Origin of the sequence: Sphingobacterium sp. NGMCC 1.201703 (assembly GCF_047784615.1) — a bacterium.
GTDB lineage: Bacteria > Bacteroidota > Bacteroidia > Sphingobacteriales > Sphingobacteriaceae > Sphingobacterium.
The window spans coordinates 163,838-190,459 of the sequence record NZ_JBLOHD010000007.1 but is presented as its reverse complement, the minus strand read 5'-3'; the positions used below and the strand labels follow the sequence as shown (position 1 = coordinate 190,459).

Below are 26,622 nucleotides of genomic sequence, written 5' to 3'. Positions count from 1 at the left end.
TTTCCTACCGAATTGTTAAATAATACCATACAGCGAGCCGCCTTTTGCCCCCAGTTGGTCCACCCGCTTTTCAACGGCTTGATCTTTAATCAATGCCGGAGCGTGATGTGGTTTCGTTCGGGCATCAATAATCATTGGGCCTTCACAGCCCCAATGTTTGAAGGAAGTAAAGCTTTTGATTCCATGGATATCAAAGGCGGGATTACTCCGCGTAAAGGTTGTCCAGACGAAGTTATTCACTGTCTCGGCTGTAAAACTGGCATCGTCGCATAGAACCAGCAGGGGAAAACCTTCCCAAGCCAATCCTTCGGCCGCATGGCACCACTGGCGAATCACCTCAGTCTCATCTGCATAGGTACTGAAGGCCTTTCCATCAATCGCCAATACACCCGGCATCACCAGCTTCGCCTGGTTAAAAGGTCGCGGCAGATCAAAATTTGCAGGCAGCGCTCTTGCCAGTTCCCTTTTCTTTGTCCCGGCAGCAGCAAACACCACCTTCGATCCGGCGTTTAATCCATCACCTGAATAATCTAAGGTATCTATCGTCGTATTTGTCTGAAAATGAAGGTCCCGTGCAGGGTCAATCCGTTCCAGGATATGTGCAAAAAACGCCGGAATATCATAGATATCCAATTTAGGATTATCCTCGTGTGCTGAAATAAAAAGATACTTCGCCAGGCTCAGTTGGTTTTTTCCAAGAATCTGATTGGCGATGGTTAAAATTTCCTGCGGCCGGTCCACACGTTGATAAGGTGTATAGCGTTCTGATCCGATAGCAAATAATAAGGGATGTACTCCAGCCGCATCCACCGCATTGACAGCATGCAAGCCTGAGATTTCCTGTGGGATGGCCGAGCCTGTTATTTCGTGAATCAGTGCCCCAAAACTGGTATCCTCCTGCGGTGGTCTGCCCACCACGGTAAAAGACCAGATCGGGTCTTTCTTATGGTATACATTATGCACTTTCATTAAAGGAAACGGATGAGTGAGACTGTAATAGCCAATATGGTCACCAAATGGCCCCTCCGGTTTATTTTCATTAGGGTACACAGTTCCCGTGATCACAAAATCCGCATCCGCAGAAATACAAAAACCTTCGTCGTCGTAAAAATAGCGGAACCGTCTATTGCCTAAAGCTCCGGCAAAGATCATTTCAGAAAGCCCCTCTGGCAGCGGCATGACCGCAGACAGGGGATGCGCAGGCGGACCACCCACAAAAATACTTACTTTAAGTGGCATACCAAGTTCATTGGCCTTGGTCTGATGTATACCGATTCCGCGGTGCAGTTGGTAGTGCAATCCTATTTCCCGATCCGGGATATAGTCATTGCCCGAAAGCTGAATCCGGTACATGCCCAGATTAGCATGCATAATTCCCGGCTTATTTACATCCTCCGTATAGACCTGTGGCATGGTCACAAAAGCACCACCATCCATAGGCCAATTAACGATCTGGGGAAGCTTGCTAATGCTTGTTTTACCATGAAGGATCGGAGCTCCTGCCTTTCTTTTCCAAGGCAGAGCGCCTAGCGCAGTCATGGATGAACCAAGATATTGGAATGGATTTTTTAGCACAGCACCTGGATTCATCTTGACATCCACTAATTTCTTAAGATGATCCAATGAGTCACGGAACATAAACTTCGAACGGTCCAATGTACCAAATAGATTGGATACAGCAGGGAATTCTGAACCTTTGATATTTTCAAAATACAATGCTGGCCCCGCCACATCAAATACCCGCATGTGAATTGCGGCCATTTCAAGGTAAGGATCGACTTCCTCTTTAATCCGGATTAAATGGCCATGTTTTTCAAGATCCGCAACACATGCCGCTAGACTATTGTATCCCATATATTAAATCTGTATCAACGCGTTAATCCACAAATTTAACAGAATATTTTAGAAGTAATAATTATTCATCCCTGTTTATCGCTATTGGAATAACACTGACAAGCTAATTTATTTCATCAGGTCAGTAAGCTAAAAAGCCTGCTTACTACCGCCTAACGCTATTCCTTAGGTAGCACTATAGTGCTACCTAAGGAATAGCGTTAGGCGAATATGAATCGATAAAAAAATAGACAATTCAGAAAAAAACTTCATGTCCTTATGAGCACCAACAGTCATGAAAATCAACTGAAGGTTCTTTCTGACAATAAAAAAAAAAATTCAAAGAAATCAGGTATCCATGCTAACATAGGCCTTCAGCGGCGTAAATTCAAAGGGCTGAACTTTCTGCCAGGTCGAATTATCTACATTTTTTTCATAATAGAGTACTCTTCTAAACTCATCAATATCTTCCTTATTGATATCGTTTAATCGGCTAAGTAGCAACTTCGCGAAGAATTTATTCACGCCTATCTCACGTTTTTGCGTGCTGGAGGTATAATTGAGAAATTGATAAAATAAGTTTCTAAACGTCACCTCTTCATGCCCGCCGAGATAGATAATCTCGGATATAAAATTTCCCTCCCAAGGCATTTCCCGCAGCCAACGGTACACATCCAGCAGGGGCAATGGATGAAATTTCAGGGAAGCAACCCAGTTCCAATAAAATATCGTTTGCCGTTTGGCCAATTTGCCAAAAATCCGGTTCAGGACACTTTCCTTTCCGATAACACTGCTTTTAACAACAATGGTATACTGTACACGCAAGGCCTCCAATAGATTACGGACAGGTTCTAAAAAATGCTCATCCATCAACCGGGCTACATAAATCACGCGGTTATTCCCTGCCCGCTTACAGATTTCAACGAAATTACGCAGGCCAAGTAGTTCCAGCTGAAGCTGTATATCGTTATCCAGCGTCGGAACCTGCGTAAAATAGATCGCGAAGTTCAGGTCTCTAATCTGAAAATTATCGTAAGCCGGCCCTTTCCGCAACAGATCAAGCTCAAATAATGTTGCCGTTACTTTCTCTTTCACAATTTTATTAAAAATAGATAAGTTGCGAACCAAACCCGTCACATCAAAATCCTCCGTCTGTAAATAGCATGACGCCCGTCGTCCCAAATAGGTATTTAGCCCACTAATTAAAACCTTCTTCATTCTTATAATTATTTATGAGCATTCGCTTTTAAGGGTATAAATGAGCCTGTTGTAGCTTTTTTTCAATATTCTATTTTGCCTAATTCAGGTAGTCATAATCCTACCTCCTCTGGTTTTCAATGAGCAGCCCGATGTTTGCCCCGGAACTCATTCCGACTATCCTATAGATTGCAAAAGTCCATGTTGGTTTCTCTTCAAATACGTTGACTAACTCATATCACGGTTTCCTAATTTTAGAACAGAGAAACCTCAAATAAGTTTAACACTATTTTTATTTTTTCTGTTGCAACAATATGTTTTTGTTGCTCAAGGAGCCATCATTGAGCACTCAGGGCTTTTTCTACACATAAAATTAAGAGAATGAAACTCCTAGCTGATTTTTTTGATATAGGACGGTTTGTCCAAAACCTCTTCTTTGTCCTTTTTGTGTCAATTCACGCCTAAATATTTTCACAAACACAATATCCTTATATATTTGTAAATCTTCTGAAAATAGGCTGCACTAAAAAGTATTTATCTTCACCTCTATGGACAAAAGGGCTACAATGATCTGGTTTAGAAATGATTTAAGACTTCATGACAATGAAGTATTTTATCAAGCCTCGGAAAAGAGTTCCTTTATCATTCCAGTCTATTGTTTTGATCCCCGTTATTTCGACCGCAATCAATTTGGCAATTTAAATACAGGTGTGCTGCGGGCAGCCTTTGTTATCGAAGCTGTCACGGCCTTAAAAGAAAAATTAAAAAGCCATGGCAGCGACCTGCTGACTTATATTGGTAAGCCAGAAGACATTATCCCACGAATTGCTCAAAAATATCAGGTCAACGAGGTCTATCACCATCGTGAAGTTGCATTGCGCGAGACTTCTATTTCAGAGAAAGTAGAGCGTAAGCTCTGGAACAGCAAAATCAACCTGCGTCATTTTATCGGGCACACACTTTACCATAAAGAGGATCTGCCTTTTCCGATCAAGGATATTCCAAATGCGTTTTCCGTTTTCAAGAAAAAGGTGGAACGGGAGAGTTCGGTACGTCAACCGATTCCATTTCCCTCAAATTTCCTGACTCCACCGCACCTTGAGGACACCAAGATCCCCACGTTAAAGGACCTGGGCTATTCAGATGAGGACATCAAGTCTGTTGATGACATCTATATATTAGGCGGTGAAGACACTGCATTGAGCATTATGCACTCAGTTTTGTCCACCTATCCAGAGACAGAGCAAGACCCGATGATATTGGGTCCTTTTATCGCTGCTGGAGCTTTGTCCCCGATTCTTCTTTACAACAACATTAAGAAATTGGAAGAAGGAAAAAAAGACAAACGATTCGAGAAAATAATAGATAGTTTACTTTGGCGGGATTATTTCCGTTTTATGCTCAAGAAATACCCCAATATATTTTTTAAGCCATTGGGCGCTAAAAATAACGGCACCGTGGATATTCCTGTACTTACGGTTAATGAAGAGTTATTTGAGCAGTGGAAATCGGGTCAGACAGCTGATGATTTCATCAATAGTACCATGATACAACTCAAAAAAACGGGTTATATTCCCTATCAGGCGGGATTGATCGCCGCAAGTTATCTGGTGCATGAATATCAGGTCAATTGGCTCAAGGGTGCTTCATGGTTTGAAGAACAGCTTTTGGACTATTCTCCGGCCACCTTGTACGGACAATGGTCCCATGTTGCTGGAGTGGGCACCAGTGATAAGGACAATAAGGCTTTGGACTGGCAGAAATTGATCAAAACCAACTTCCCCAATGGTCTTCCAAAACTGGATGAATTGCTTGCTAAATAAATCTTCGGCAGAAATAAATAATTTCAAAACAAAAGAAATTTGTAGGGCACTGCAAGGCACTTTTAAAACCTGCTAAAAATGTTAAGAATTGGATAGATTTATTGATTAAATTATTCAATTTCAGTATTAGAAACTCTTTTTTTATTCATAACTTTGACAAATTTCATAGTTTTAATTGTAAATGGACAATCTGACATATTTGAGTAATGCTGATTCGGCTTATGTCGATGGCTTATATCAATCGTACAAGCAAGATCCTCAATCGGTAGATTTCGGATGGCAAAAATTCTTTGAAGGTTTTGATTTCGGTCAACATGCTGGTGGAACAACAACTTCAGTAGGCGAAGCAACTCCTGAGCACGTATTGAAAGAAATCAATGTGCTGAACATGATCAATGGTTACCGTGACCGCGGTCACCTCTTCACACACACAAACCCCGTTCGCGAAAGACGTAAGTACTACCCTGGTAAAGAATTGGAAACTTTTGGTCTTGCTGAGGCAGACATGAGCACAGTTTTCAATGCAGGTGTTGAAGTAGGTTTGGGTCCAGCAACATTAAAAGATATCCGTCAACTGGTTGAAGATACCTATTGCCGTTCTATTGGTGCAGAATTCAAATATATCCGTAATCCGGAGAAAATAAAATGGTTACAGGACCGTATGGAAGCGGACCGTAATATGCCAAAATTCTCTTTGGACACCAAAAAGAGAATCCTAAACAAACTTAATGATGCTGTTGTATTTGAAAACTTTTTGGGCACTAAATTTTTAGGTCAAAAACGTTTCTCTCTAGAAGGTGCAGAAAGCTTAATTCCTGCATTGGATTCAGTCATCGAAAAAGGTGCGGAAATTGGTATCCAGGAGTTTGTTATCGGTATGGCTCACCGCGGTCGTTTGAACGTCTTGACCAATATCATGGGTAAATCTAGCAAATCCATTTTCTCGGAATTTGAAGGTAAAACTTATGCAGACGATCCTGAAGTAAATTTTGGTGGTGACGTAAAATACCATTTAGGTTTCTCATCTGAGGTTAAAACAAACGATGGTAAATCTGTGCATTTAAGTTTGGCACCTAACCCTTCGCACCTGGAAACAGTAGATCCTATTGTAGAAGGTATGGTACGTTCTAAAATTGACTTCAAATACGATGGTGATTCATCGAAAATTGCGCCGATCATTATTCATGGTGATGCAGCAATCGCTGGTCAGGGTGTGGTATACGAGGTAACTCAGATGTCCAAACTGGATGGTTATAAAACGGGTGGTACAGTACATATTGTCATCAATAACCAAATCGGATTTACAACGAACTATAAAGACGCACGTTCTGGAACCTATTGTACAGATGTGGCTAAAATCACTTCTTCACCTGTATTCCATGTCAATGGGGATGATGCAGAAGCTGTCGTTTATGCAATTAATTTAGCTGTTGAATACCGTCAAAAATACAAGACAGACGTATTTATTGATTTGTTATGCTACAGAAGATTTGGTCACAATGAGGCTGATGAACCTAAGTTCACACAACCTTTGTTATACAAAATCATTGAGAAACATCCGAATCCAAAAGAAGTATACGCAAAAAAATTAATCGCCGAAGGAAGTATTGATGAAGCGTATTCGAAAAATATAGAAAAGGTATTTAAAGCTGAATTGCAGACCAAACTTGAGGAAGCAAAAACAGTTGAAGTATTGACGGAAGATATTCCGATGTTTAAAGGTGCCTGGGAAGGATTGCGCCCAGCGAAGAAAGGGGAAGTCTCTACCACTACGGATAAAACTAAAGTTACAAAGGACTTATTCTTAAAATTAGCGAAAGAAATCACCACATTACCTGCGGATAAAAAATTCTTCCGTAAGATCACTCGTTTATTTGAAGATCGTGCAAAAATGATCAGCAACGATTCGTATGATTGGGCAATGGGTGAATTGATGGCGTATGCGACTTTATTGGATCAAGGAAACCGTGTTCGTATCTCGGGTCAGGATGTACAACGTGGTACATTCTCGCACCGTCATGCGGTATTGACATTGGAAGATTCGGAAGAAAAATACATTCCATTGGCAAATATCAAAGGTGGTGACAAATTCTCGATTTATAACTCCTTACTCTCCGAATATGCTGTTTTAGGTTTTGAATATGGTTATGCTTCTTCAAACCCTAATTCATTGACCATTTGGGAAGCACAATTTGGCGATTTCTACAATGGTGCTCAAATCATCGTAGATCAATATTTGTCAAGTGCTGAAACAAAATGGAAACGTTCAAACGGTTTGGTGATGATGCTTCCACATGGTATGGAAGGACAGGGACCTGAGCACTCTTCGGCGCGTATCGAAAGATTCCTTGAATTATGTGCAGATGAGAATATGATCTTGGCAAACTGTACAGTGCCGGCCAACTATTTCCACTTGTTACGTCGTCAATTGGTACGCGAATTCCGCAAGCCATTGGTGATCTTTACACCGAAATCATTGTTGCGCCATCCTAAAGTGGTTTCGCCATTGAAAGACTTCACAGAGGGTGTGTTCCAAGAGGTCATCGATGATGCAAATGTAGCGGCGAAAGATGTAAAACGTGTATTGTTCTGCTCGGGTAAAGTTTACTATGACTTATTGGAAAAACAGGAAGCTGATAAACGTAAAGATGTCGCCATCGTTCGTATCGAGCAATTGTTCCCAATTCCAACTGAGCAATTGAAGGCTATTCGTAAAAAATACAATAAAGCGAAAGAGTTTGTATGGGTACAGGAGGAAAATGAGAACATGGGCGCATGGTCTTACTATTGCCGCAAACTGATGGGCACCGAAATTGCATTCACAGGTTTCGTAGCCCGTAAAGAAAGCGGAAGTACAGCAACAGGTTATATGAAACAACACGTTGCCCAACAAGCAGAGATCTTAAATAAATCATTCGAATAAAAACAATTTAAAATCAATTGCGTCTTATGTATAGGACGCAATTGTCAATAAAGAACATTATATATGAGCTTAGAAATTAAAGTACCAACCGTAGGTGAATCAATCACGGAGGTAACCTTATCACAATGGTTGAAACAAGATGGCGATTATGTGGAGATGGATGAAAACATCGCCGAACTGGAGTCAGACAAAGCGACGTTTGAATTACCAGCTGAAAAAGCGGGTATCTTAAGAATCATTGCGCAAGAAGGCGATACTTTAGAAATCGGTGCTGTCGTTTGTACAATTGAAGAAGGTGGAGCTCCGACTGGCGATTCAGCTCCTGCTGCTGCGCCTGCTGCTGAGGCATCATCAACTGCTGCTCCGGCTGCTGTTGCTTCAAAAGACGAAGATCCAGATAGCTATGCTGCTGGCACAGCTTCTCCTGCTGCCGCAAAAATTTTGAGAGAAAAAGGAATTGATCCTTCAACTATAAAAGGAACAGGTAAAGATGGCCGCATCACAAAAGAAGATGCTGAAAAGGCTCAACCTGTTGCTAAAGCTGCAGCCCCAGCTGCGAAACCTGCTGCTCCTGCCGCTACAACAACTGCTGCGCCGGTTGCTGGTTCTAGAAATGAGCGTCGTGAGAAATTATCTTCGCTACGTAAAACTATCGCAAAACGTTTGGTCGCTGTTAAAAACGAAACTGCTATGTTGACAACTTTCAACGAAGTCAATATGCAACCGATCATGGATCTACGCGCTAAATATAAAGATACGTTCAAAGAGAAATTTGGTATCGGCCTTGGATTCATGTCTTTCTTTACAAAAGCAGTAACTACAGCATTGGCTGAATGGCCAGCAGTGAATGCCCGTATCGAAGAAAATGAAATCGTGTATTCTGATTTCGCTGACGTTTCCATCGCTGTTTCTGCACCTAAAGGTCTGGTTGTACCAGTAATCCGTAATGCTGAATCGATGTCTTTAGAGCAAATCGAAAAAGCAATTGCTACATTGGCTGGTAAAGCACGTGACAACAAATTAACGATCGACGAAATGACTGGTGGTACATTTACAATCACTAACGGTGGTGTATTTGGATCCATGATGTCAACTCCTATCATCAACGCTCCGCAATCAGCAATTTTGGGTATGCACAACATCATCCAACGTCCGATCGCTGAGAATGGTCAGGTTGTGATCCGTCCAATGATGTATATCGCGCTTTCTTACGATCACCGTATTATTGACGGCCGTGAGTCAGTAAGCTTCTTGGTTCGTGTAAAACAATTATTAGAAGATCCAGCTCGTTTATTGTTGGGTGTATAATTGTTATCAAATTATACAAAAGGACCTGTACGGTAATCGTACAGGTCCTTTTTTTTTCAGGATTTTACGAATATAAATTGGATATAATCATTATCCTCAGCCTAGCCCACCTGCTACAGCTTTTGTGGAATTTCTGACCACGAATATAGATCCATAATTTTTTTGTCCGTATAAATTTGTTTTTTTGTATTCATGAGTTCATTTGTGCATTAAACTGTATTATAAAGTGTCCGCGCGCGCAATTGTTCGGTTTACTTGCGTTGAATAAATCATGATGGTTTCTTCTTCTTATTTTATACTTTCACTTGCAGCTATTTTTTGCTGAGCGGCTTATCGGCAAGTCAAACAGCTAACAAGATTCATTTTTTGCCGGCAGTATGGATGCTATTAAACAAACAAATTATGAACAGGAAGATAATAGGTCTAACAATTATTCTTTTGCTCGCTACATTAGTACTCTCAGCCAACATGGCCAATCCTTATAGCGCCCATAGTATTACAGCGCAATTGGTTCCTTCAAGTAAAGCGAAAGTACTTCGCGAGCGCATAGATATACAGCTTGTGCAAGACACGCTGGATTATGATTACCAGAGCCAATTCAATATCGAGTATATTATCCATGCGGAGGAAAACATGGACTTCCCTTTGGTGTTCCTTGCCCTCAATCTAGATCGCTTAGAAAGGGTAAATGTTAACCAAAAAGAGGTTAAATCTATTCCATTGGATCAGCGAAAACCCCAGTTTTCCTTTTTGCGGGTCAACAATGGTTATTATGAGATCAACTACGGAAAAGAAGAATGGGAACGAATTGAGTTAAGTGACGGATTCTATTTTACAGCTAAACTTCATAAGGGTGAAAACAGTATCAAAGTTCAATACCGCGCTTTTATGGGCTATGACCGTCGGGATATCATCAGAAAATATAAAATTGAATATTTCCTATTTCCTTCCAAATACTGGTCATCCTTTGGTCCAATTGACCTATACCTACACAGGGGGAATAAAATAAAGGTATATACAGCGAATCTAGGGGCAGCCCAACAGCAAACGGACTCGCTGATTCATTGGAAAATCGAGTCTGTCGAAAAAAAAGAGAGCTTTACGATCGAAGTTGGGGAAAAATCGCCCTTACTCGCGAACATCATCCTTTGGATCCATCCAGAACTCCTTGCATTGATCGGATTCATTGTGCTATGCTGTTTACACATTAGGTATATCTACAAAAAACACAAAATAGGCGGTTACCGTTATGCTTTGTTAATTGGAAATCTGATCGTACCAGCCTCATTTAATATTTTGTGCTGGTTTTGGACCAGTGTCGCTAATTACTTGGTCAATGGGATTTTTGATCATAATGCCCGTGGATTTATCTTATTGTTTATTGTTAGCATGCCATTATATTATATCGTGTATGACTTAGTCCTCTTAGTCATCGATAGAAGCATCCGGATCAAGTTTCAAAAACAGCAATCGAATTAAGCTGACCTACTTTTTATAGGTCAGCTTATTGTCGATCATCCGATTGTTATATTGTTGAATAAAAGCTTTCATCTTGGTTTCCATGGTGTCCAAGACCGCTGGATGCTGTTTGATCAGGTCCTGTTTCATCAATCGGTCCTGTTTCATATTATAGAGGGAGACTGGTTTAAGGCCATCATAAGACATCATATAATCTTTGTAGTAAAAATTATAGCTCCCTGCATTATTATTCAGAACAAAATTATCCTTTCCCGGCTTAAATGCATCCGACCCAAAAGCAAAGTAGGGTTCATCGTAATGGAGGTAGTTTAAGACGGTAGGCATAATATCGATCTGCTGCACCAATTTGTCCGTCTTTCCCACTAGCTTATCACCCGGAGCATAAAATATAATCGGAATCTGAAATCCTCCCGCGGCAGTCTGATACTCGGGGAGATAGCTTACCGTAGCATGGTCAGCGCAGATTACAAATAAGGTATTGTTAAACCAGGGCATTTTAGATGCTGTGGCAAAAAATTCGCGAAGTGCATTGTCGGTATAGCCAATAGGTTCCTGTACGGGTAGTGGTCCTTTCGGAAATTTACCCTGATACTTTTCCGGTACCTTAAAGGGATGGTGCGAGGACAGCGAAAAGAAGCTTGCAAAAAACGGTTGTTTTAGCGTATTGATTTTATTGGCGGTAAACTGTAGAAAAGGTTCATCCCAGATTCCCCAGATCCCATCAAAATCCTGATCGTTATTATATTCGTTCTTACCAAAATAATGCTGGATTCCTGCCAATTTCATATAGGCAGAGAAGCCCATGCTACCATTCGGAGCCCCATGGAAAAATGCAGTTTCGTAGCCTTTTTTTCCTAAAAGCTTAGCCAAGCTGGTGGTTTCGTTGCCCGAATACACAGAAAGCACAAAAGGTTCGCCAATGGAAGGAATGCCCGTAATCACCGAAGGCAAGGCGTCGATGGATTTGCGTCCATTCGCATAGGTATCCGTAAAGGTATAACCGTTGCGGATCAACGAATCTAAAAAAGGCGTATATCCTTTATATTTTCCCCCTTGAATATCTTTATTCAGTTCACCGAAATGTTCCTTGGCGAAACTTTCCAGAATGAGCACAACAACATTTTTTTTATTGAAAGGCTTGTCGGTCTGTGGGAGATGGACCGGATCATACAGTTTTGTCAGTTCCTGCTCCGAGTAATAGTGCACGGGCTTGAGACTGACGGCTTTTAATGTTTTCAATATACTAAAGGGAGTATTCAGCACAATATTCATCTCTTCGGGCGTGTCTACATAATCACCAGCATTGCTCAGTGTAATCGGACGGGTACTGTGTGCCCAGCCCCCGCGGACACCACCTATAAAAAGAAAAGCAGTCAATAAAAAGAACGGCAGCTGAACCAAGAAAGATTTCCATGAATAGCTTTTCGGTTTTTCCAGTTGGATCAATCGATAAGATTTCGACAAACCATAAACAAATAATGCAAACACCAGCAGGAGATACCAGTAATCAAGACAAAAATCAAAGGCTAATTTAAAAAGATTGGATTCATTCGAAAACTGGCTCAATACCGTACCGGTAGTCCGTTTTAAGGTAAAGGGATAATAGGCATAGTCAATTAGATTCAGGGCAATCCCAAGCGAATTGACAAGCACAAAGATCCATTTGGAAATCCGTTGATAGGTCGGATTAGCTATGAATGGTCCGGGTACCGTCTGCATAACGATGTAGAGAATATTCAGATAGAGCAAAGCAACTATATCAAAACGTAGCCCACCTCCAAACATCACAACGAGTTTTCCGGCGTTTACGTTGGGAAATAATGAAGCATTCAACAGGTAAAATCCCCATCTGAGCAGGGCATAAATAACCAAAAGAAAGATAAAGCGAATGGCGACTGCAAAATAGGGAGCTAATATTCCTCTTAATTTCATATGTAAACAGTTTATTTATTCATCAGTTCATTTTTCCCCTTTTTTAAGCCTTACTATTACCTTTAGCAGTTTAAAAGGCATCCGACCCCTATATTTCCCGAATACTTTCGGTTCTCATACAAGAGGCATTTTATCAGGTTAATATTTTAGAAATTCACTATAAACCTGCTGATAATATGCCTTGGCAATATTCAATATACTATCTGTTTTGGCAGCGGGGTATTCTTTATTGGATCTATAATTAATGATCCGGCCTACATTATCAAAAGATACCGACTGCTGTGGTGTTACTGCACCGAAAGCATCTTTGGAATTATAAAAAGCAATCTGTGGCGTCGTTGGATTAAATAAATCGCGACTCCAATGGTACCTACTGGTCGGAAGTTTCAATTGTGTCAACAGTGTCGTTGCTAAATCCGTCTGGTTTCCGATGCGATTAAAGATTTTACCCCGATATTCAGGTTTAATCACGTCGCCGAAAAAGATCAACGGGATATGAAATCTATTCGGATGGAAAAGTTCCCATTTTTCCGATGGTAAACGATGACCGTGATCTGCTACAATCACAAAAAGTGTATTCTTATACCAGGCCTCTTTCTTCGCTTTACCAATAAAATCAAAAACAGCTGAGTCAGTATAATTCGCTGTACTTCGGAACTTATCGGCATTGTTTTTACTACCAAATTTATAACCATGTTTTAATTCAAATGGCTCGTGGTTGATCAATGTAAATATGGTTGAGAAAAAGGGTTGTTTCTCCTTGTTAAAATCGTTGATCATCTGATTGAATACTACATGATCGTAAACTCCCCAGGAGGCCCGCTCCGCATCTAGGCCAAAGTTGGCGTTATCCACCACTCTGGAAATACCATGGGTCAACATATAGGACTTGAAATTATAAAATTCACTTTGTCCCCCATGATAAAATGAAGTTTCATACCCCGCATGGTCAAATTCCTGACCAATGGCGGGCATATTCTCGTGTTTGTCGATGTATTTAATAATACTTTCAGGCCCCTGAGCAGGAAATCCACTCAATATGGCGACCATTCCCTTATCCGAACGGTCAGCTGCGGAATAGATATGATCAAATAAAATCCCTTCTTTGATCAGTTCTTCCATATGTGGGGTAATTCCCTTCTCCCCACCCAACGATTGGATAAGGTCTCCAACAAAACTTTCCAGCATAATGATGACGACATTGGGACGTGTGGTGGATAACACTTCAATCGCTGAATCGGCCTGACTCTGGAATGCAGGCTTGAGGAGCTCCTGAATTCCCTGTTTATCCGAACCATAGAAATCATAAGGACTTTTCAGTTTTGTACTTTTGGTGAAAAAGTCGCGCAGAAGCGACCATTGCGTATTCACAGCAGCGTGATTATAGAAAGTAACCTCAGAATAATAGGCCTTACTTGGGTTTAAAGTCGCACGGCCATAGCCGCCACGGATAAAGGTGAAGAGAACAAAAACTCCTAAAGCCAGTTTCAGTAAGTTACCAACCGGTGATTTGAGATTATAAAAGTATACTTTTTTGAACATCCAGCGGTAGAGAAAATACCCACAGCAGATGCCCACTAACATCCCCAGGATCGGAAAAAAGACCGGTGTTGATTCCGCGGAAGCGACAGCACCAGAGGGTGAAGCTAGAAAGGCATCTATCGCACGCTTAGATATTTTATCCCCCCATTCCCGATAGATATTGACATTGATAAAACTGGTCACAAAAAATAAAACCAAAACAACGATCGTGTAAATATCAAGGATGGTTCGTTTGGGCTGAATCTTTGGAAAAAATCCAAGAATACAATAAACAAGAAAGGGAAGAGCACAGATATAGGATACGGCCGAAAAATCAAGACTTAATCCATGAAAATAAATTCTAAAAATCTCGGTAAAATGGGCAGTTCCTATTTTCTCAAAAAAAGCAGAAATAAAAATAAATCTATCTATAAAACAGATAATTAGCCAAAACAAGAAATATTGTGTTAACGCTCTAAGTTCGTTCGCAAATCGTTGCATCCCTTCGTGTAAAAATAAAACAGGCAAATTTACACTAATTTACATTAAAACTAGGCTAACCAACTCGTAATATGAAGAAAAGATTAAAAAAGTATTAAGGTTTGAGTAGTTTGTATTGAGTAGTTAGTATTGAGTACTGAGATTATGTGTTTACAAGCCTTCGGCTTATTGGAAAGGTTTCTGATCTTTCATCCTTGATCTTTGATCTACAATCAACAACAAGATCAATGATAACAAGGAAAATAACGTAGAATTCCTTACTTTTGTATTCCTTAAAAAATTTGAATATAGAATTTAAAATGAGCATAGCGAAAACTTACAATCCAAAAGAAGCTGAAGAAAAATGGTACAGCTATTGGAAAGCGAACGGATTTTTCCGTTCCACTCCTGACGAACGTGAACCCTATACGATTGTAATGCCGCCACCGAATGTCACTGGCGTATTGCACATGGGCCATATGCTGAACAATACCATTCAAGACGTTTTGATTCGCCGCGCACGTATGCAGGGCAAAAACGCCTGTTGGGTACCGGGAACAGATCACGCATCCATCGCCACTGAAGCTAAGGTCGTCGCTATGTTAAAGGAGCAAGGGATTGACAAAAGATCCCTATCCCGTGAGGATTTTTTAAAGCATGCCTGGGAATGGAAAGAGAAATATGGTGGCATTATCTTAAAGCAGCTGGAAAAACTAGGCGCTTCCTGTGATTGGGACCGCACCCGTTTTACCATGGATCCTGAATTATATCAATCTGTGATCCGTGTATTTGTTGACCTTTATAATAAAGGATTAATCTATCGTGGTTACCGCATGGTTAACTGGGATCCAGAAGCAAAAACCAATATCTCTGACGAAGAAGTTGTTTACAAGGAAAAGAACGGAAAATTATATCATCTGAAATATCAGGTTGAAGGAACGGACAAATATATTGTCGTTGCGACGACACGTCCTGAAACAATCTTTGGGGATACTGCGGTATGTATCAATCCAAACGACGAACGCTACACCTGGTTGAAAGGAAAACAAGTGATCGTACCTATCGTAGGACGTAAAGTGAATATCATTGAAGATGAATATGTAGATCTTGAGTTCGGTACCGGCTGCCTTAAAGTAACTCCAGCCCACGATGTGAATGACTATGCATTGGGTAAAAAGCACGATCTGGAATTTGTGGACATCTTTACCGATGAGGCGAAGTTAAACGACAACGGCCTACATTATGCTGGCATGGATCGTTTCAAAGTACGTAAAGAGATCGAAAAAGAACTGGAAGAAAAAGGATTATTGGAAAAAGTCGAAAACTATACCAATAATGTCGGAACATCTGAAAGAACTGGTGCTGTTATTGAGCCTAAGATCTCCAACCAATGGTTCTTGAAAATGGAGGACCTGGCAAAACCAGCTTTGGATAATGTCATGGATGATACCATTAAATTTCATCCGACGAAATTCAAAAACATCTACCGCAACTGGATGGAGAATGTAACCGATTGGAATATTTCAAGACAATTGTGGTGGGGACACCAAATACCGGCTTACTTCTATGGCGATGGTAACGATGATTTTGTCGTTGCACAGACTGCCGAAGAAGCACTTTCACTGGCGCAGCAAAAATCGGGCAATGCGGGTCTAACGCTTGCAGATTTACGTCAGGATGAAGATGTGCTTGACACCTGGTTTTCAGCTTGGTTGTGGCCAATATCTGTATTTAATGGCATCAATGAACCTGAAAATGCGGAAATCAACTACTATTATCCTACACAGGATTTGGTTACTGCTCCGGATATTATTTTCTTCTGGGTAGCGCGTATGATTGTATCGGGTTATGAATTCCGTGGACAGCTCCCTTTCGAAAATGTTTATTTTACAGGTATTGTACGGGACAAGTTAGGACGCAAGATGTCGAAATCCTTGGGTAATTCACCTGATCCAATTGATTTGATGAATGAGTATGGTGCTGACGCTACCCGGATGGGAATGTTATTGACGGCACCTGCTGGAAATGACTTACCTTTTGATGTTGAGCTATGCGTACAGGGGCGTAATTTTGCCAATAAAATCTGGAATGCCTTCCGTTTGGTGAAAGGCTTAGAGGTTATTGATGCTCCGGCTTCATCCTCAGACAAAATCTCAGCTGCATGGTTTGATGCACGATTCAACCAAGCATTGACTGAAATTGAAGAAAACTTCAAGCATTACCGTTTGTCAGATGCCTTGATGACAACCTATAAATTGGTATGGGATGATTTCTGTGCCTGGTACCTTGAACTGGTCAAACCAGCTTATGGTTCGCCAATAGCTTCAGAAACTTTGGAAATGGTCAAATCTTTCTTCCAACGTATATTGACACTTGTACATCCTTTTATGCCTTTCTTAACAGAGGAACTGTGGCATGATGAGCTTTTCGGCACAAAAGAGGAAATGGACTGTATCATTGTTGCTGAATTTCCAAAAGTGGGTGCATTTAATGAGCAGATTATCAAAGATTTTGCTGTAGCACAACAGATCATTTCTGAAGTTCGTAATATCCGCAACTCGAAAGGTATCTCACCGAAGGTAGCACTACCTTTAGCGATCAACCAACAGTCTGACATTGATCTTGCGCAGTACATCGCGATCATTACGAAAATTGCCAACCTGGAGGCAGTCACATTTGTAACAGAAAAAGTAGCTGGTGCAACAAGTTTCCTAGCAGGTAAGGATGAATGTTACGTACTCCTAGAAAACAATGTCGATGTTGAAGCGGAACGCGAACGTATTACCAAGGAGTTGGCCTACCTGGAGGGATTCTTAATCTCCGTAGACAAAAAACTTTCCAATGAACGTTTTGTACAAAATGCAAAACCAGAAATCGTAGAAAACGAAAAAAGTAAGAAAGCCGATGCAGAAGCTAAAATCAAGATTCTCCAAGATAGTTTAACCACTTTAGGTTAAAAGATATAGACGATATTTCTTCATAGGGGCTGTCCAAAAAAAATAGGACAGCCCCTATTTTATTAAAACCTATTCATACTTCTCATACACGCTCCAAATATCAAGGGGTGCGTATTCACTTTTGTGAGGTTTCTCTTTTTTCACTTTCATATCCATATCTGATTCCATGGAATGATAAATATTTTGTGTCCCTGCCAACTGTCGATTTTTAACTTTATAGGAATTCCTGTAAAAAAATGAATAACTTTATAAGAGCGAACTTAAATTATAACAATATGGGATTCAAGGAGACATTTCAAATCAATGGTGAAAACCTTTTACAAAAGATCAAAGAAATCATTGCAGAGGGTAATGTGAATAAAATCAGCATTTCAGACAAACATGGCAAAGAAATCATGAGTTTTCCGGTTACCGTTGGCGCAATCGGTCTAATCTTAGCACCTGTATTTGCAGCCGTAGGTGCCGTAGCAGCCTTGCTCACCGAATGTACGATCACGGTGGAACGAAACAGCGAAAAGAAAGAGGCAGAAAAACCGGATGATTCGGCAGAACCGCCAACAACAATCACTGTCAATTAATTCGACCTTAAAATCTACGATTATGCAAACCATTAAGAATATCCTTTGCGCTTTATTTGGCCTACTTTTTATCAATGCTGGCCTGGATAAGCTCCTTCATTATATGCCTGTTCCACCCATGGATATGGATATGCAGAAGGTATTTCAAGCTTTCGGCACCATAAAATGGCTGATGCCACTGGTCGGAATCATTGAAATCCTCGGTGGCTTGTTGTTCATTCTCCCGAAGACCAGAACAGTAGGCGCACTGGTTATCTTTCCAATACTAATCGGCATTTTCACACATAATATGATTTTTTATAGCCAAATTGGATTAATTATCTGGGCTGTACTTTTCATCATTTGGTTGTGGGTGATCTTTGAAAATTGGGGAAAATACAAAAAACTAATGGAGTAATTTCTTTGACAAATTGATCGATATGGCTTGCCTTTGTTAGCATAAAATTAAAAAACAAAAAACTTTATACTCCAAAAATGGTTTGGTCAATTATTTGATGTGTTTTATAAATTATCCCTTCAATAACAATGTTTTTAGGGATGGGTGGGAAATTGTTTAAAATTTGTCGACATATGTTGCACAAATTAAACTTGCATATACAAGCAAATTTATTTTAGTTTGCTGAAATGGCGGCGATATAAGTTAATATCTGAAAAACTTTGCAAACTTTTTTCCGTTTTAATTTTTATTAATAGATACTTAAATCAAATTATACGTTGAACAGATTTACCCGAATTGCTTTCAAAACAATATTGTGGATTATTGGAGTAATCATTGCATTGGTTATTCTAATTGTATTTTTAATCCGAATACCCTCCGTTCAGAACTATATTGCTGGGAAAGTAACTCATTATGTTGAAGGAAAGATAGGCACACCGGTAAAAATCGGTTACATCAATATTGATTTTCCCAAAAAATTAGTGTTACAGGATATTTATCTGGAAGACCAGAGTAAAGATACCCTTGTCGCTGGGCAGCGCATTGCCGTCGATATCAATATGCTCAAGTTATTGAAAAATACGGTAGAGATCCAGAGCATCGAAGCAAAAGGGATGACGGCAAAAATCCGCAGAACACTACCGGACAGTTCTTTTAACTTTGACTATATCGTCAAAGCATTTGCCTCCGAAAAAGAGAGCAAGCCTACTGCCGATACGACCTCTGCCCTATTGTTCAACCTCGATAAAGTAAAGCTTGATAAATTTCATATCGTTTATGCGGATGATGTTATTGGAACAAGTGCTGACGTTTATTTGGGGACACTAAACACCAATATCAAGAAATTTGACCTGACCAAAAACATGGCCTTCAATCTACCGAAGGTAAAAATAGACGGGTTAAATGCAACGGTAAAACAGTGGCGACCAGTCGTGGATGGCACGGCACCAACGGTCAAAGATTTTGGTATCACAGACAAAACGGCACAGACAACTACCCTACTGCCGGATGTAGGGATACAGATTGCCGATCTGGCCAATATCCTCGTCCGTTATGAGGATCAATCCAGTGCACTGAAAACCAAGTTTAATATTAAAAATCTCCGCGCAGACATCAACAAGATTGATTTAAACGAGGAATTGGTGGATATTCAAACCATCCAACTGGATGGTTCCGACAATGATGTGCTTTTTGGTAAAATAGCCAAGAAAACTCCATCAAAGGACAACACGACTGCTGATACGACAAAAATCAAGTGGGTCGTCTCTGCCAAAGATATCAGGATCAACAACACAAGCCTAGCCTACCGGGATGACAACCAAGCCCGTATGAAAGGTTTTGATTATTTCAACATCAAGATTCCCGGAATAAAAACGAACTTAACGGATTTATACTACAGCGCGGACTCAATCAGTGGGTCATTGCATGAACTGACCGCATCCGATCACTCGGGCCTCGTGATCAAACAGCTCAAAGGGGACTTTAAATATACCAATACGGGGGCAGAAATTAAAAACCTCTATGCGGAGACTCCACGTACACTCATTCGGGATTACCTCAAAGTAAGCTATCCTTCATTGGATATTATTACAAAGAAACCTGAACTTATCTATGTCAATGCGACAATCAAGAAGAGCCGTGTCGATATGCGTGACATTTACTATTTTGCTCCGTTCCTCGATACGATGCAGGTTATGAAACCGCTGATGGACAAGAAGTTTAATATTGACGGTCGCGTGGTGGGGAAATTAAATGACCTAAATATTCCCAATATCGATTTCCAGACCTTATCCAATACAAGAGTTGTCGCAAGCCTGCGACTAAAGGGCTTACCCAATGTAGATAAGATGTCCATGGACCTCAATCTAAAAAAATTAACGACAGGTCGCTCGGATATTGAAAAACTGGTCGCTAAAAGTATGTTACCAACAGGCCTCCAGTTACCGAATACTATTGGATTAACTGGAACCTTTAAAGGTGGCATGACCGCTTTTGACACGAACCTCTCCCTGGTGACTGAAAAGGGAACAGCCAAATTTGATGGGAAAGTGAGCATGGCGGGCAGGGATACAACTTACGATGCTTTTGTTAGCATCCGTGATTTTGATATTGGTAAGATCATGAAAATGGATAGTACTTTGGGTATACTTTCATTTGAAGGAAAATTAAAAGGGCATGGCACAGACCCCAAAAAGCTTGTTGCCAATTTCGACGGCAAAGTAAACCGTGTAGACGCTTTAGGTTATCGTTATCAGAATATCGATATGAATCTAACCGCAGACAAAGGAGATATCAAAGCTTCTGTTGTGAGCCCTGACCCCAATATTAAACTAAAACTGGATGCTACCGCTAATATGAAATCTAAATATCCGCAGGTGGATTTTGAATTGATGGTGGACACCATCAATCTCAAAAACCTGAAACTGATGGAGGACGATTTCAAATACCATGGTAAAATGGTGGGACATTTTACTTCAGCAGATCCCAATTTTTTAAATGGGGAGGCGCATATTACCAATTCTTCTATTGCCTACAATGATGCCTATTATTCACTGGATAGTATATCATTGATAGCAAAAGCGGATACCGCAAGAAATTTACTGCTTTTAAAATCGGATTTTTTAAATGCCCACTTGGTCGGGAAGTATAAGATTCTGGAATTACAAAATGCTGTTCAAGATATTCTGCAAGTTTATTATCAACCCGGAAAACCTGTTAAGGTACCTAAATATGAACCCCAGAATATTGAATTTTCGGCGCAGCTGACCCGGACCAGGTTTGTTCAGGATTTTGTTCCGGAACTGACAGAGATGAAAGACATCACACTGGATGGGATGTTTAATAGTGAGACCAAAACAATACTGGCCAAACTGGATGCACCAAAAATAATCTATAGCGGAACAGAAATCAATAACGTGACGCTGGATATAAATACCCTGGATAGCACCTTATACTATTCGGCGCTGATCAATAAGATCAAGGTCAACAATATCGAGCTTATCAATACTGTGTTTAGTGGTTCCGTCATTCAGAATAATCTGGATTTTGGATTGTGGATAAAAGATAAAAAAGAGAAAGAACAGTACCATTTGGGCGGAGATATGGCGGTAGACAATGGTGCTTTTGTTTTCAGCCTCCATCAAGACGGCTTAATGCTGAACTATGACAAGTGGAATGTAAACCCTGCCAACGTACTTAAATTTGGAAGCACCGGTATTCAGGCAAAAGATTTTGTCCTGAGCAATAAAGGCCAGGAGCTGAATATATCTTCGCAGGACAGCGTATTGAATTCACCGGTAAATATTTCCTTTAAAAACTTCCGTATCGAAACCTTAAGTAAAATGCTGGAAAGTGATATCGTAGATCTGGGTGGTGGTATCAATGGACAGGCGACAATATCACGTCTGGAAAGCAGTCCGGTATTTGTTTCGGATCTGGTCATCGATAAATTCTATGTTGGAAAAGATACTGTCGGAAATGTGAATATCAAAGTCAACAATGAAAAAGAAAACACCTATAATGCGCAGATCAGTATTAGCGAAAATGGCAATAATGTCGTTTTAAGTGGCGATTTTATCAGTCCTCCGAAAGGCGAATCGAGCCTGGACTTCACATTGGATATCCAGCCGTTGACGATGCAGACGGTGCAGGCATTTAGTTTGGGCTATCTGAAAGATTCAAAGGGAAACCTTGAAGGTCAACTGAAAATTACCGGTTCACCATCCAAACCGCTGATCGATGGTGATGTCAGGTTTAAAGAAGCCCAGTTTAATATTGCGATGTTGAACGCTCTTTTCAAAGCAAAAGATGAGACTGTCCATTTTGATAATAGCGGAATCAGTTTCACGAAATTTGCATTGGAGGATAAGAAAGGAAATATTGCCAAAGTTACGGGTTCGATAGATACCAAAACCTACACTGATTTTGATTTTAATTTCAATGTCAATACGGACAATTTTGAGGTATTGAACTCAACCCAGACAGACAATGATATGTTCTATGGGAAGATGTATCTGACATCCAACCTCAGGATCAGAGGAAATCTGGACAAACCAGCTGTAGATGGAACAATTAAAGTCCTAGGTGATACTGATTTTACCTTTGTCATGCCAAATGAAAATCCGGGCATGGCTGACCGTAAAGGAGTGGTCGAATTTGTTGATAAGAGTGACACCGCGCGTGCGAATGTATTTGCGAAATTGGATTCGATGACTGTTACCAAATTGACCGGAATGGATGTGGATCTGAACCTACAGACAGATAAGGAAGCAAAGTTTAAGATTCTCTTGGATGCGGGTTCACAGGATGCCCTGAATATCCAGGGTCAGGCGGAATTAAATGCAGGTATAGATGCCAGCAGTAAAATTACCTTGTCCGGCACATTTACCGTAGACAAAGGAAGCTACTCCTTTAGCTTTGGCCCGGTTAAAAAAGATTTTACCTTCCAAAAAGGAAGTACGATCACGTGGAACGGGGACCCATTGGATGCGCGGCTCAATATTACAGCAGCCTATACGACCAAAGCACCTACCTTAGAGCTGGTCGCCACACAATTGGGATCTGAAAACGCAAACCTGTATAAACAACGCGTACCATTCAATGTGTTGCTAAAAATCACCGACAAACTCTTCCAGCCACAATTGGGTTTTGATATTGATCTGGATGAGAATAACTCTATTGTGTCCCAGGATGTGGTCAGCAAAGTCAACAATGCCTTGACTACCCTCCGTGAAAACCCATCGGAGCTCAATAAACAAGTATTCTCACTTATTGTATTGGGAAGATTTATGTCGACCAACCCATTTGAAAGTTTATCTGGCGGTGGTGGTACCGAGGCTATCGTCCGGAATAGCATCAGTTCATTCCTTAGTGGACAGTTGAACCGCTTGGCTTCGGAATTGATCACTGGTGTAGAGCTGGATTTCAACCTCACATCTGAACAGGATTATGCAACCGGTGCTGGACAAACACGGACCGATTTAAATATCGGCGTATCCAAAATGCTGCTGAATGATCGTCTGAAAATCACGGTAGGTTCCAATTTTGAGGTGGAAGGTAATACCAGACCGGGTGAAACCGCCAATAATATTGCCGGTGATATCCAATTGGATTATCAATTATCCCAAGATGGCCGTTATTTTGCCCGCGTCTATCGCAAAAACCAATATCAGGTAACGCTTCAGGGACAATATGTCGAGACTGGTATCGGCTTTATCATCAATATGGATTATAATAAATTTAAAGAAATCTGGATGAGTTCAAAAAAACTCAAAGAGTATTATGATACGGATAGTAAAGGCTTCAGAAAACGTTTCAATGTGGAACGTATGGAAACGGATTCGGTTTATCGGGATAGCGTAAGAACTGTCATCAGAGATAGTTTGATGCTGCATAGTCCGGAATATAGAAAACGTATTGAAGAACGCGAAAAGGAAAAACGTAAACAACAATTGGATTCGAGCAAAAGTCAGCCAAAACAGCCGAGTCCCAAAACGAATTTGGATACGATAAAAACGACTGCAATTAAAAATGAAGATGAGGAAAGGAGTTATCATGTGGGCTAAAGTGAGATCTGCCATTGGAATATTGACATTAACGACGATTATCGCGTCCTGTTCTTCCACCAAGAATCTGAAAGAAGGTGAAAGTCTATACGTCAAGGGTAATGTGATCATAGATTCGGATACAATTTCCAAGGAGAATAAGGAAAAACTGTCAACCTATCTCCAGTCATCACTGATGCCTAAACCCAATAAACGTCTGGCAGGTGTACCGTTTAAGCTATATTTTAATAATATGGCCGGTGATTCCGCCAATAAAAATATTATCAAAAAATTCTTCAAGAAAATTGGCGAAGAACCTGTCTTGTTGAGTGACGTGAATCGCGAGTACAATGAAAACCTGTTGCGTAACCGCATGGAGAATATCGGTTTTTTTAATGCGGAGGTAACATCCGATACACTGGTTGAGGAAAAAAAGGCAACTGTAAACTACACCGCCAAACCGAACCTGATCTACCGGATCAGATCGGTCAAGTTTGATGTTGACAGCACCACACAACTGGGGCGGGATATTCGTTCATCATCCGACAAAAGTTTGCTTCAAGCAGGAAAAAATTACAGTTTGGACGTCATCTTGAATGAGCGTGACCGCATAGACGTTGATCTTAAAAACAAAGGGTATTACTACTTCAGTCCTGATTATATCCTTGTACAAGTAGACAGTTCGCACCGCAATAACAGGGTCGACATGTATGTGACGGTAAAAAAGGAAACGCCAGTCCAAGCGAAGACACCCTCAAAAATCAATAAGATCTATATTTTTCCGAACTACACGGAGACCAGTTCCGGTTATCAACGATCGACCCGAAATGCCGAGCTGTACGATAGCAGTTATTATTTTATTGACCGCAGGCGCACTTTTCGGAAACCTGTTATCGCCAAGCATATCTTTTTTCATCCCGGAGATACGTACAACCGTACGGCGCACAACCAGACGATCAGCCATTTGGTCAACCTGAACAGCTGGAAATTTGTTAAAAACAATTTTGTGGATAGCAAAGAGGTGCCAAACGCACTTGATGTCTATTATTACCTAACACCGCTGCCGAAGAAGTCCCTCCGGGTAGAGCTACTGGGAAAAATGGCTTCTGTGTACAACGGTACGGAGGTCAATGTCAACTGGACACTGCGTAATGCATTTAAGGGTGCGGAGCAATTGAGCTTTAATGTCTTTGGAGGTTATGAGACCCAGACTGGAGGAAATGCAGATCTAAATTCGAGTTATTACCGTTATGGTGCAGAAGCGACATTGACTTTTCCACGTATCCTTAGTCCTTTCGGAAGCATTGATCCTTCCCGTCGTTTTATTCCCAAAACCTATGTAAAAGGGCGTTATGAATTCTTAAACCGTCGTAAAGCCTATACCTTGAATTCAATTGCATTGGATTATGGTTATATCTGGCAAGAGTCTGAAGAAAAACAACATGATCTTGCCTTGCTGGAAATTACCTATGTGCAGCCTAAAGGCATTTCGGAAAATTACCAAAAGCAGATGGATACCATTCCAGCGTTACGACATGCGATCGACCCTCAGTTTACGATTGGCCCCAACTATAACTTCACGTTCCAGAATACGATGAAGCAACATTTGAAGAACACGTTCTATTTCAAAGGCAATTTGGATCTTTCGGGTAATATCCTTGGCTTAATCAAAGGAGCCGATTTCAATAAAGGCAAGACTTTCAAATTATTCGACGCCTACTTCTCCCAATATATTAAACTAAGCGGTGACGGTAGGCATTACCTGAAATTATCCGAGAATTCGCAATTGGCATCTAGAGTAAGTCTCGGATTGAGCTATTCCTATGGTAACTCGCGTTCCCTACCCTATTTGAAACAGTATTATGTCGGTGGACCAAACAGTATCCGGGCCTTTGGTGCCCGTGCAATCGGCCCTGGGACAGTGGCTCCAGAGAAATTGAGCAATGGACTATTCTATGCCGATCAGACTGGTGACATCAAGTTGGAGTTCAACACAGAGTATCGTTCAAAACTGGCTGGGTTTGTTCATTGGGCAGCATTTATTGATGCCGGTAACGTTTGGTTGCAACGGGAAGATGTGAACAAACCTGGTGCTAAATTCAGCAAAAACTTTTTGAATGAACTCGCGGTGGGTGGTGGTGCCGGCTTGCGCTTCGACTTTACCTTCCTGATCATCCGAACGGATTTTTCGATTCCATTCCGTATCCCATATTTACCTAAAGGAGAACGCTGGGTATTTAAGGACATCGATTTTGGCAGTTCGCAATGGCGCAAAGATAACCTGATGTTCAATCTGGCAATCGGTTATCCATTCTAGTTTCCATATCGGACCGTACGGACAACCTACGCTATGCCCGAAAATCAGTCTATGACGGAAGATTCAGTAGATCAAGTGGCTTTTTCGACATGAAGAGCCTTTTATAAGGTGAACAACTTCAAGAATATAATCAATACAATGAGCTCGATATTTTATCGGGCTCATTCTTTTTATAGTTCATTTCGCTTTCTTTTCTTAAAGTCTAATCCGGTCAGCGATCTCCAAAAAGCGACCACCTTATAAGGTGGAGCGCTTTTGAGCATTAGTCGCCATAACTTTATCTCTCAAAGCAGAT

The 26,622-nt window shown here is 40.8% G+C and carries 13 protein-coding genes; 9 read left to right on the top strand and 4 right to left on the bottom strand.

Annotation, left to right across the window (positions count from 1 at the left end):
- Nucleotides 1-15: 15 nt before the first annotated feature.
- Both ACK8HY_RS16195 and ACK8HY_RS16190 read right to left on the bottom strand, forming a co-directional pair.
- Nucleotides 16-1,854, bottom strand: a complete 1,839-nt coding sequence (locus ACK8HY_RS16195; protein ID WP_416134220.1) for a UbiD family decarboxylase — start codon at nt 1,852-1,854, stop codon at nt 16-18.
- Nucleotides 1,855-2,181: 327 nt separating this feature from the next.
- A complete protein-coding gene (locus tag ACK8HY_RS16190) occupies nt 2,182-3,051 on the bottom strand; it encodes a hypothetical protein (RefSeq protein WP_416134219.1) in 870 nt (289 codons plus the stop codon).
- 527 nt (nt 3,052-3,578) lie between these two features.
- Between ACK8HY_RS16190 and ACK8HY_RS16185 the strand changes: the two genes are divergently transcribed.
- The 4 genes from ACK8HY_RS16185 (at nt 3,579) to ACK8HY_RS16170 (ending at nt 10,563) form a co-directional block, all read left to right on the top strand.
- Complete coding sequence (locus ACK8HY_RS16185; protein ID WP_077437586.1) at nt 3,579-4,853, top strand: deoxyribodipyrimidine photo-lyase; 1,275 nt, start codon at nt 3,579-3,581, stop codon at nt 4,851-4,853.
- Between the two features lie 181 nt (nt 4,854-5,034).
- A complete protein-coding gene (locus ACK8HY_RS16180) occupies nt 5,035-7,776 on the top strand; it encodes a 2-oxoglutarate dehydrogenase E1 component (protein WP_077437587.1) in 2,742 nt (913 codons plus the stop codon).
- Between the two features lie 63 nt (nt 7,777-7,839).
- The gene (gene odhB, locus ACK8HY_RS16175) at nt 7,840-9,084 is read left to right on the top strand and encodes a 2-oxoglutarate dehydrogenase complex dihydrolipoyllysine-residue succinyltransferase (protein ID WP_416134218.1); all 1,245 of its coding nucleotides are present in this window, start codon (nt 7,840-7,842) and stop codon (nt 9,082-9,084) included.
- Between the two features lie 402 nt (nt 9,085-9,486).
- Nucleotides 9,487-10,563: a hypothetical protein gene (locus ACK8HY_RS16170; RefSeq protein WP_416134217.1), complete on the top strand. Its 1,077-nt coding sequence runs from the start codon at nt 9,487-9,489 to the stop codon at nt 10,561-10,563.
- Nucleotides 10,564-10,569: 6 nt separating this feature from the next.
- On the opposite strand, the gene ACK8HY_RS16165 is transcribed toward ACK8HY_RS16170, so the two are convergent.
- A complete protein-coding gene (locus ACK8HY_RS16165) occupies nt 10,570-12,495 on the bottom strand; it encodes an LTA synthase family protein (RefSeq protein WP_416134216.1) in 1,926 nt (641 codons plus the stop codon).
- Between the two features lie 138 nt (nt 12,496-12,633).
- Nucleotides 12,634-14,517, bottom strand: a complete 1,884-nt coding sequence (locus ACK8HY_RS16160) for an LTA synthase family protein (RefSeq protein ID WP_416134215.1) — start codon at nt 14,515-14,517, stop codon at nt 12,634-12,636.
- Nucleotides 14,518-14,816: 299 nt separating this feature from the next.
- Between ACK8HY_RS16160 and ACK8HY_RS16155 the strand changes: the two genes are divergently transcribed.
- From ACK8HY_RS16155 to ACK8HY_RS16135, 5 genes are all read left to right on the top strand, one after another.
- Nucleotides 14,817-17,453, top strand: coding sequence for a valine--tRNA ligase (locus tag ACK8HY_RS16155; protein WP_416134214.1), 2,637 nt, complete (start codon nt 14,817-14,819; stop codon nt 17,451-17,453).
- Nucleotides 17,454-17,689: 236 nt separating this feature from the next.
- Complete coding sequence (locus ACK8HY_RS16150; protein ID WP_416134213.1) at nt 17,690-18,031, top strand: DUF4342 domain-containing protein; 342 nt, start codon at nt 17,690-17,692, stop codon at nt 18,029-18,031.
- 22 nt (nt 18,032-18,053) lie between these two features.
- The gene (locus ACK8HY_RS16145) at nt 18,054-18,428 is read left to right on the top strand and encodes a MauE/DoxX family redox-associated membrane protein (protein ID WP_416134212.1); all 375 of its coding nucleotides are present in this window, start codon (nt 18,054-18,056) and stop codon (nt 18,426-18,428) included.
- A gap of 317 nt (nt 18,429-18,745) precedes the next feature.
- Nucleotides 18,746-24,031 carry a translocation/assembly module TamB domain-containing protein gene (locus ACK8HY_RS16140; protein ID WP_416134211.1) on the top strand — a complete coding sequence of 1,762 codons (5,286 nt, stop codon included), beginning with the start codon at nt 18,746-18,748 and terminating at the stop codon, nt 24,029-24,031.
- Nucleotides 23,997-26,327, top strand: a complete 2,331-nt coding sequence (locus ACK8HY_RS16135; RefSeq protein WP_416134210.1) for a BamA/TamA family outer membrane protein — start codon at nt 23,997-23,999, stop codon at nt 26,325-26,327. Before ACK8HY_RS16140 ends, ACK8HY_RS16135 begins: the two co-directional genes overlap by 35 nt.
- Nucleotides 26,328-26,622 lie beyond the last annotated feature (295 nt).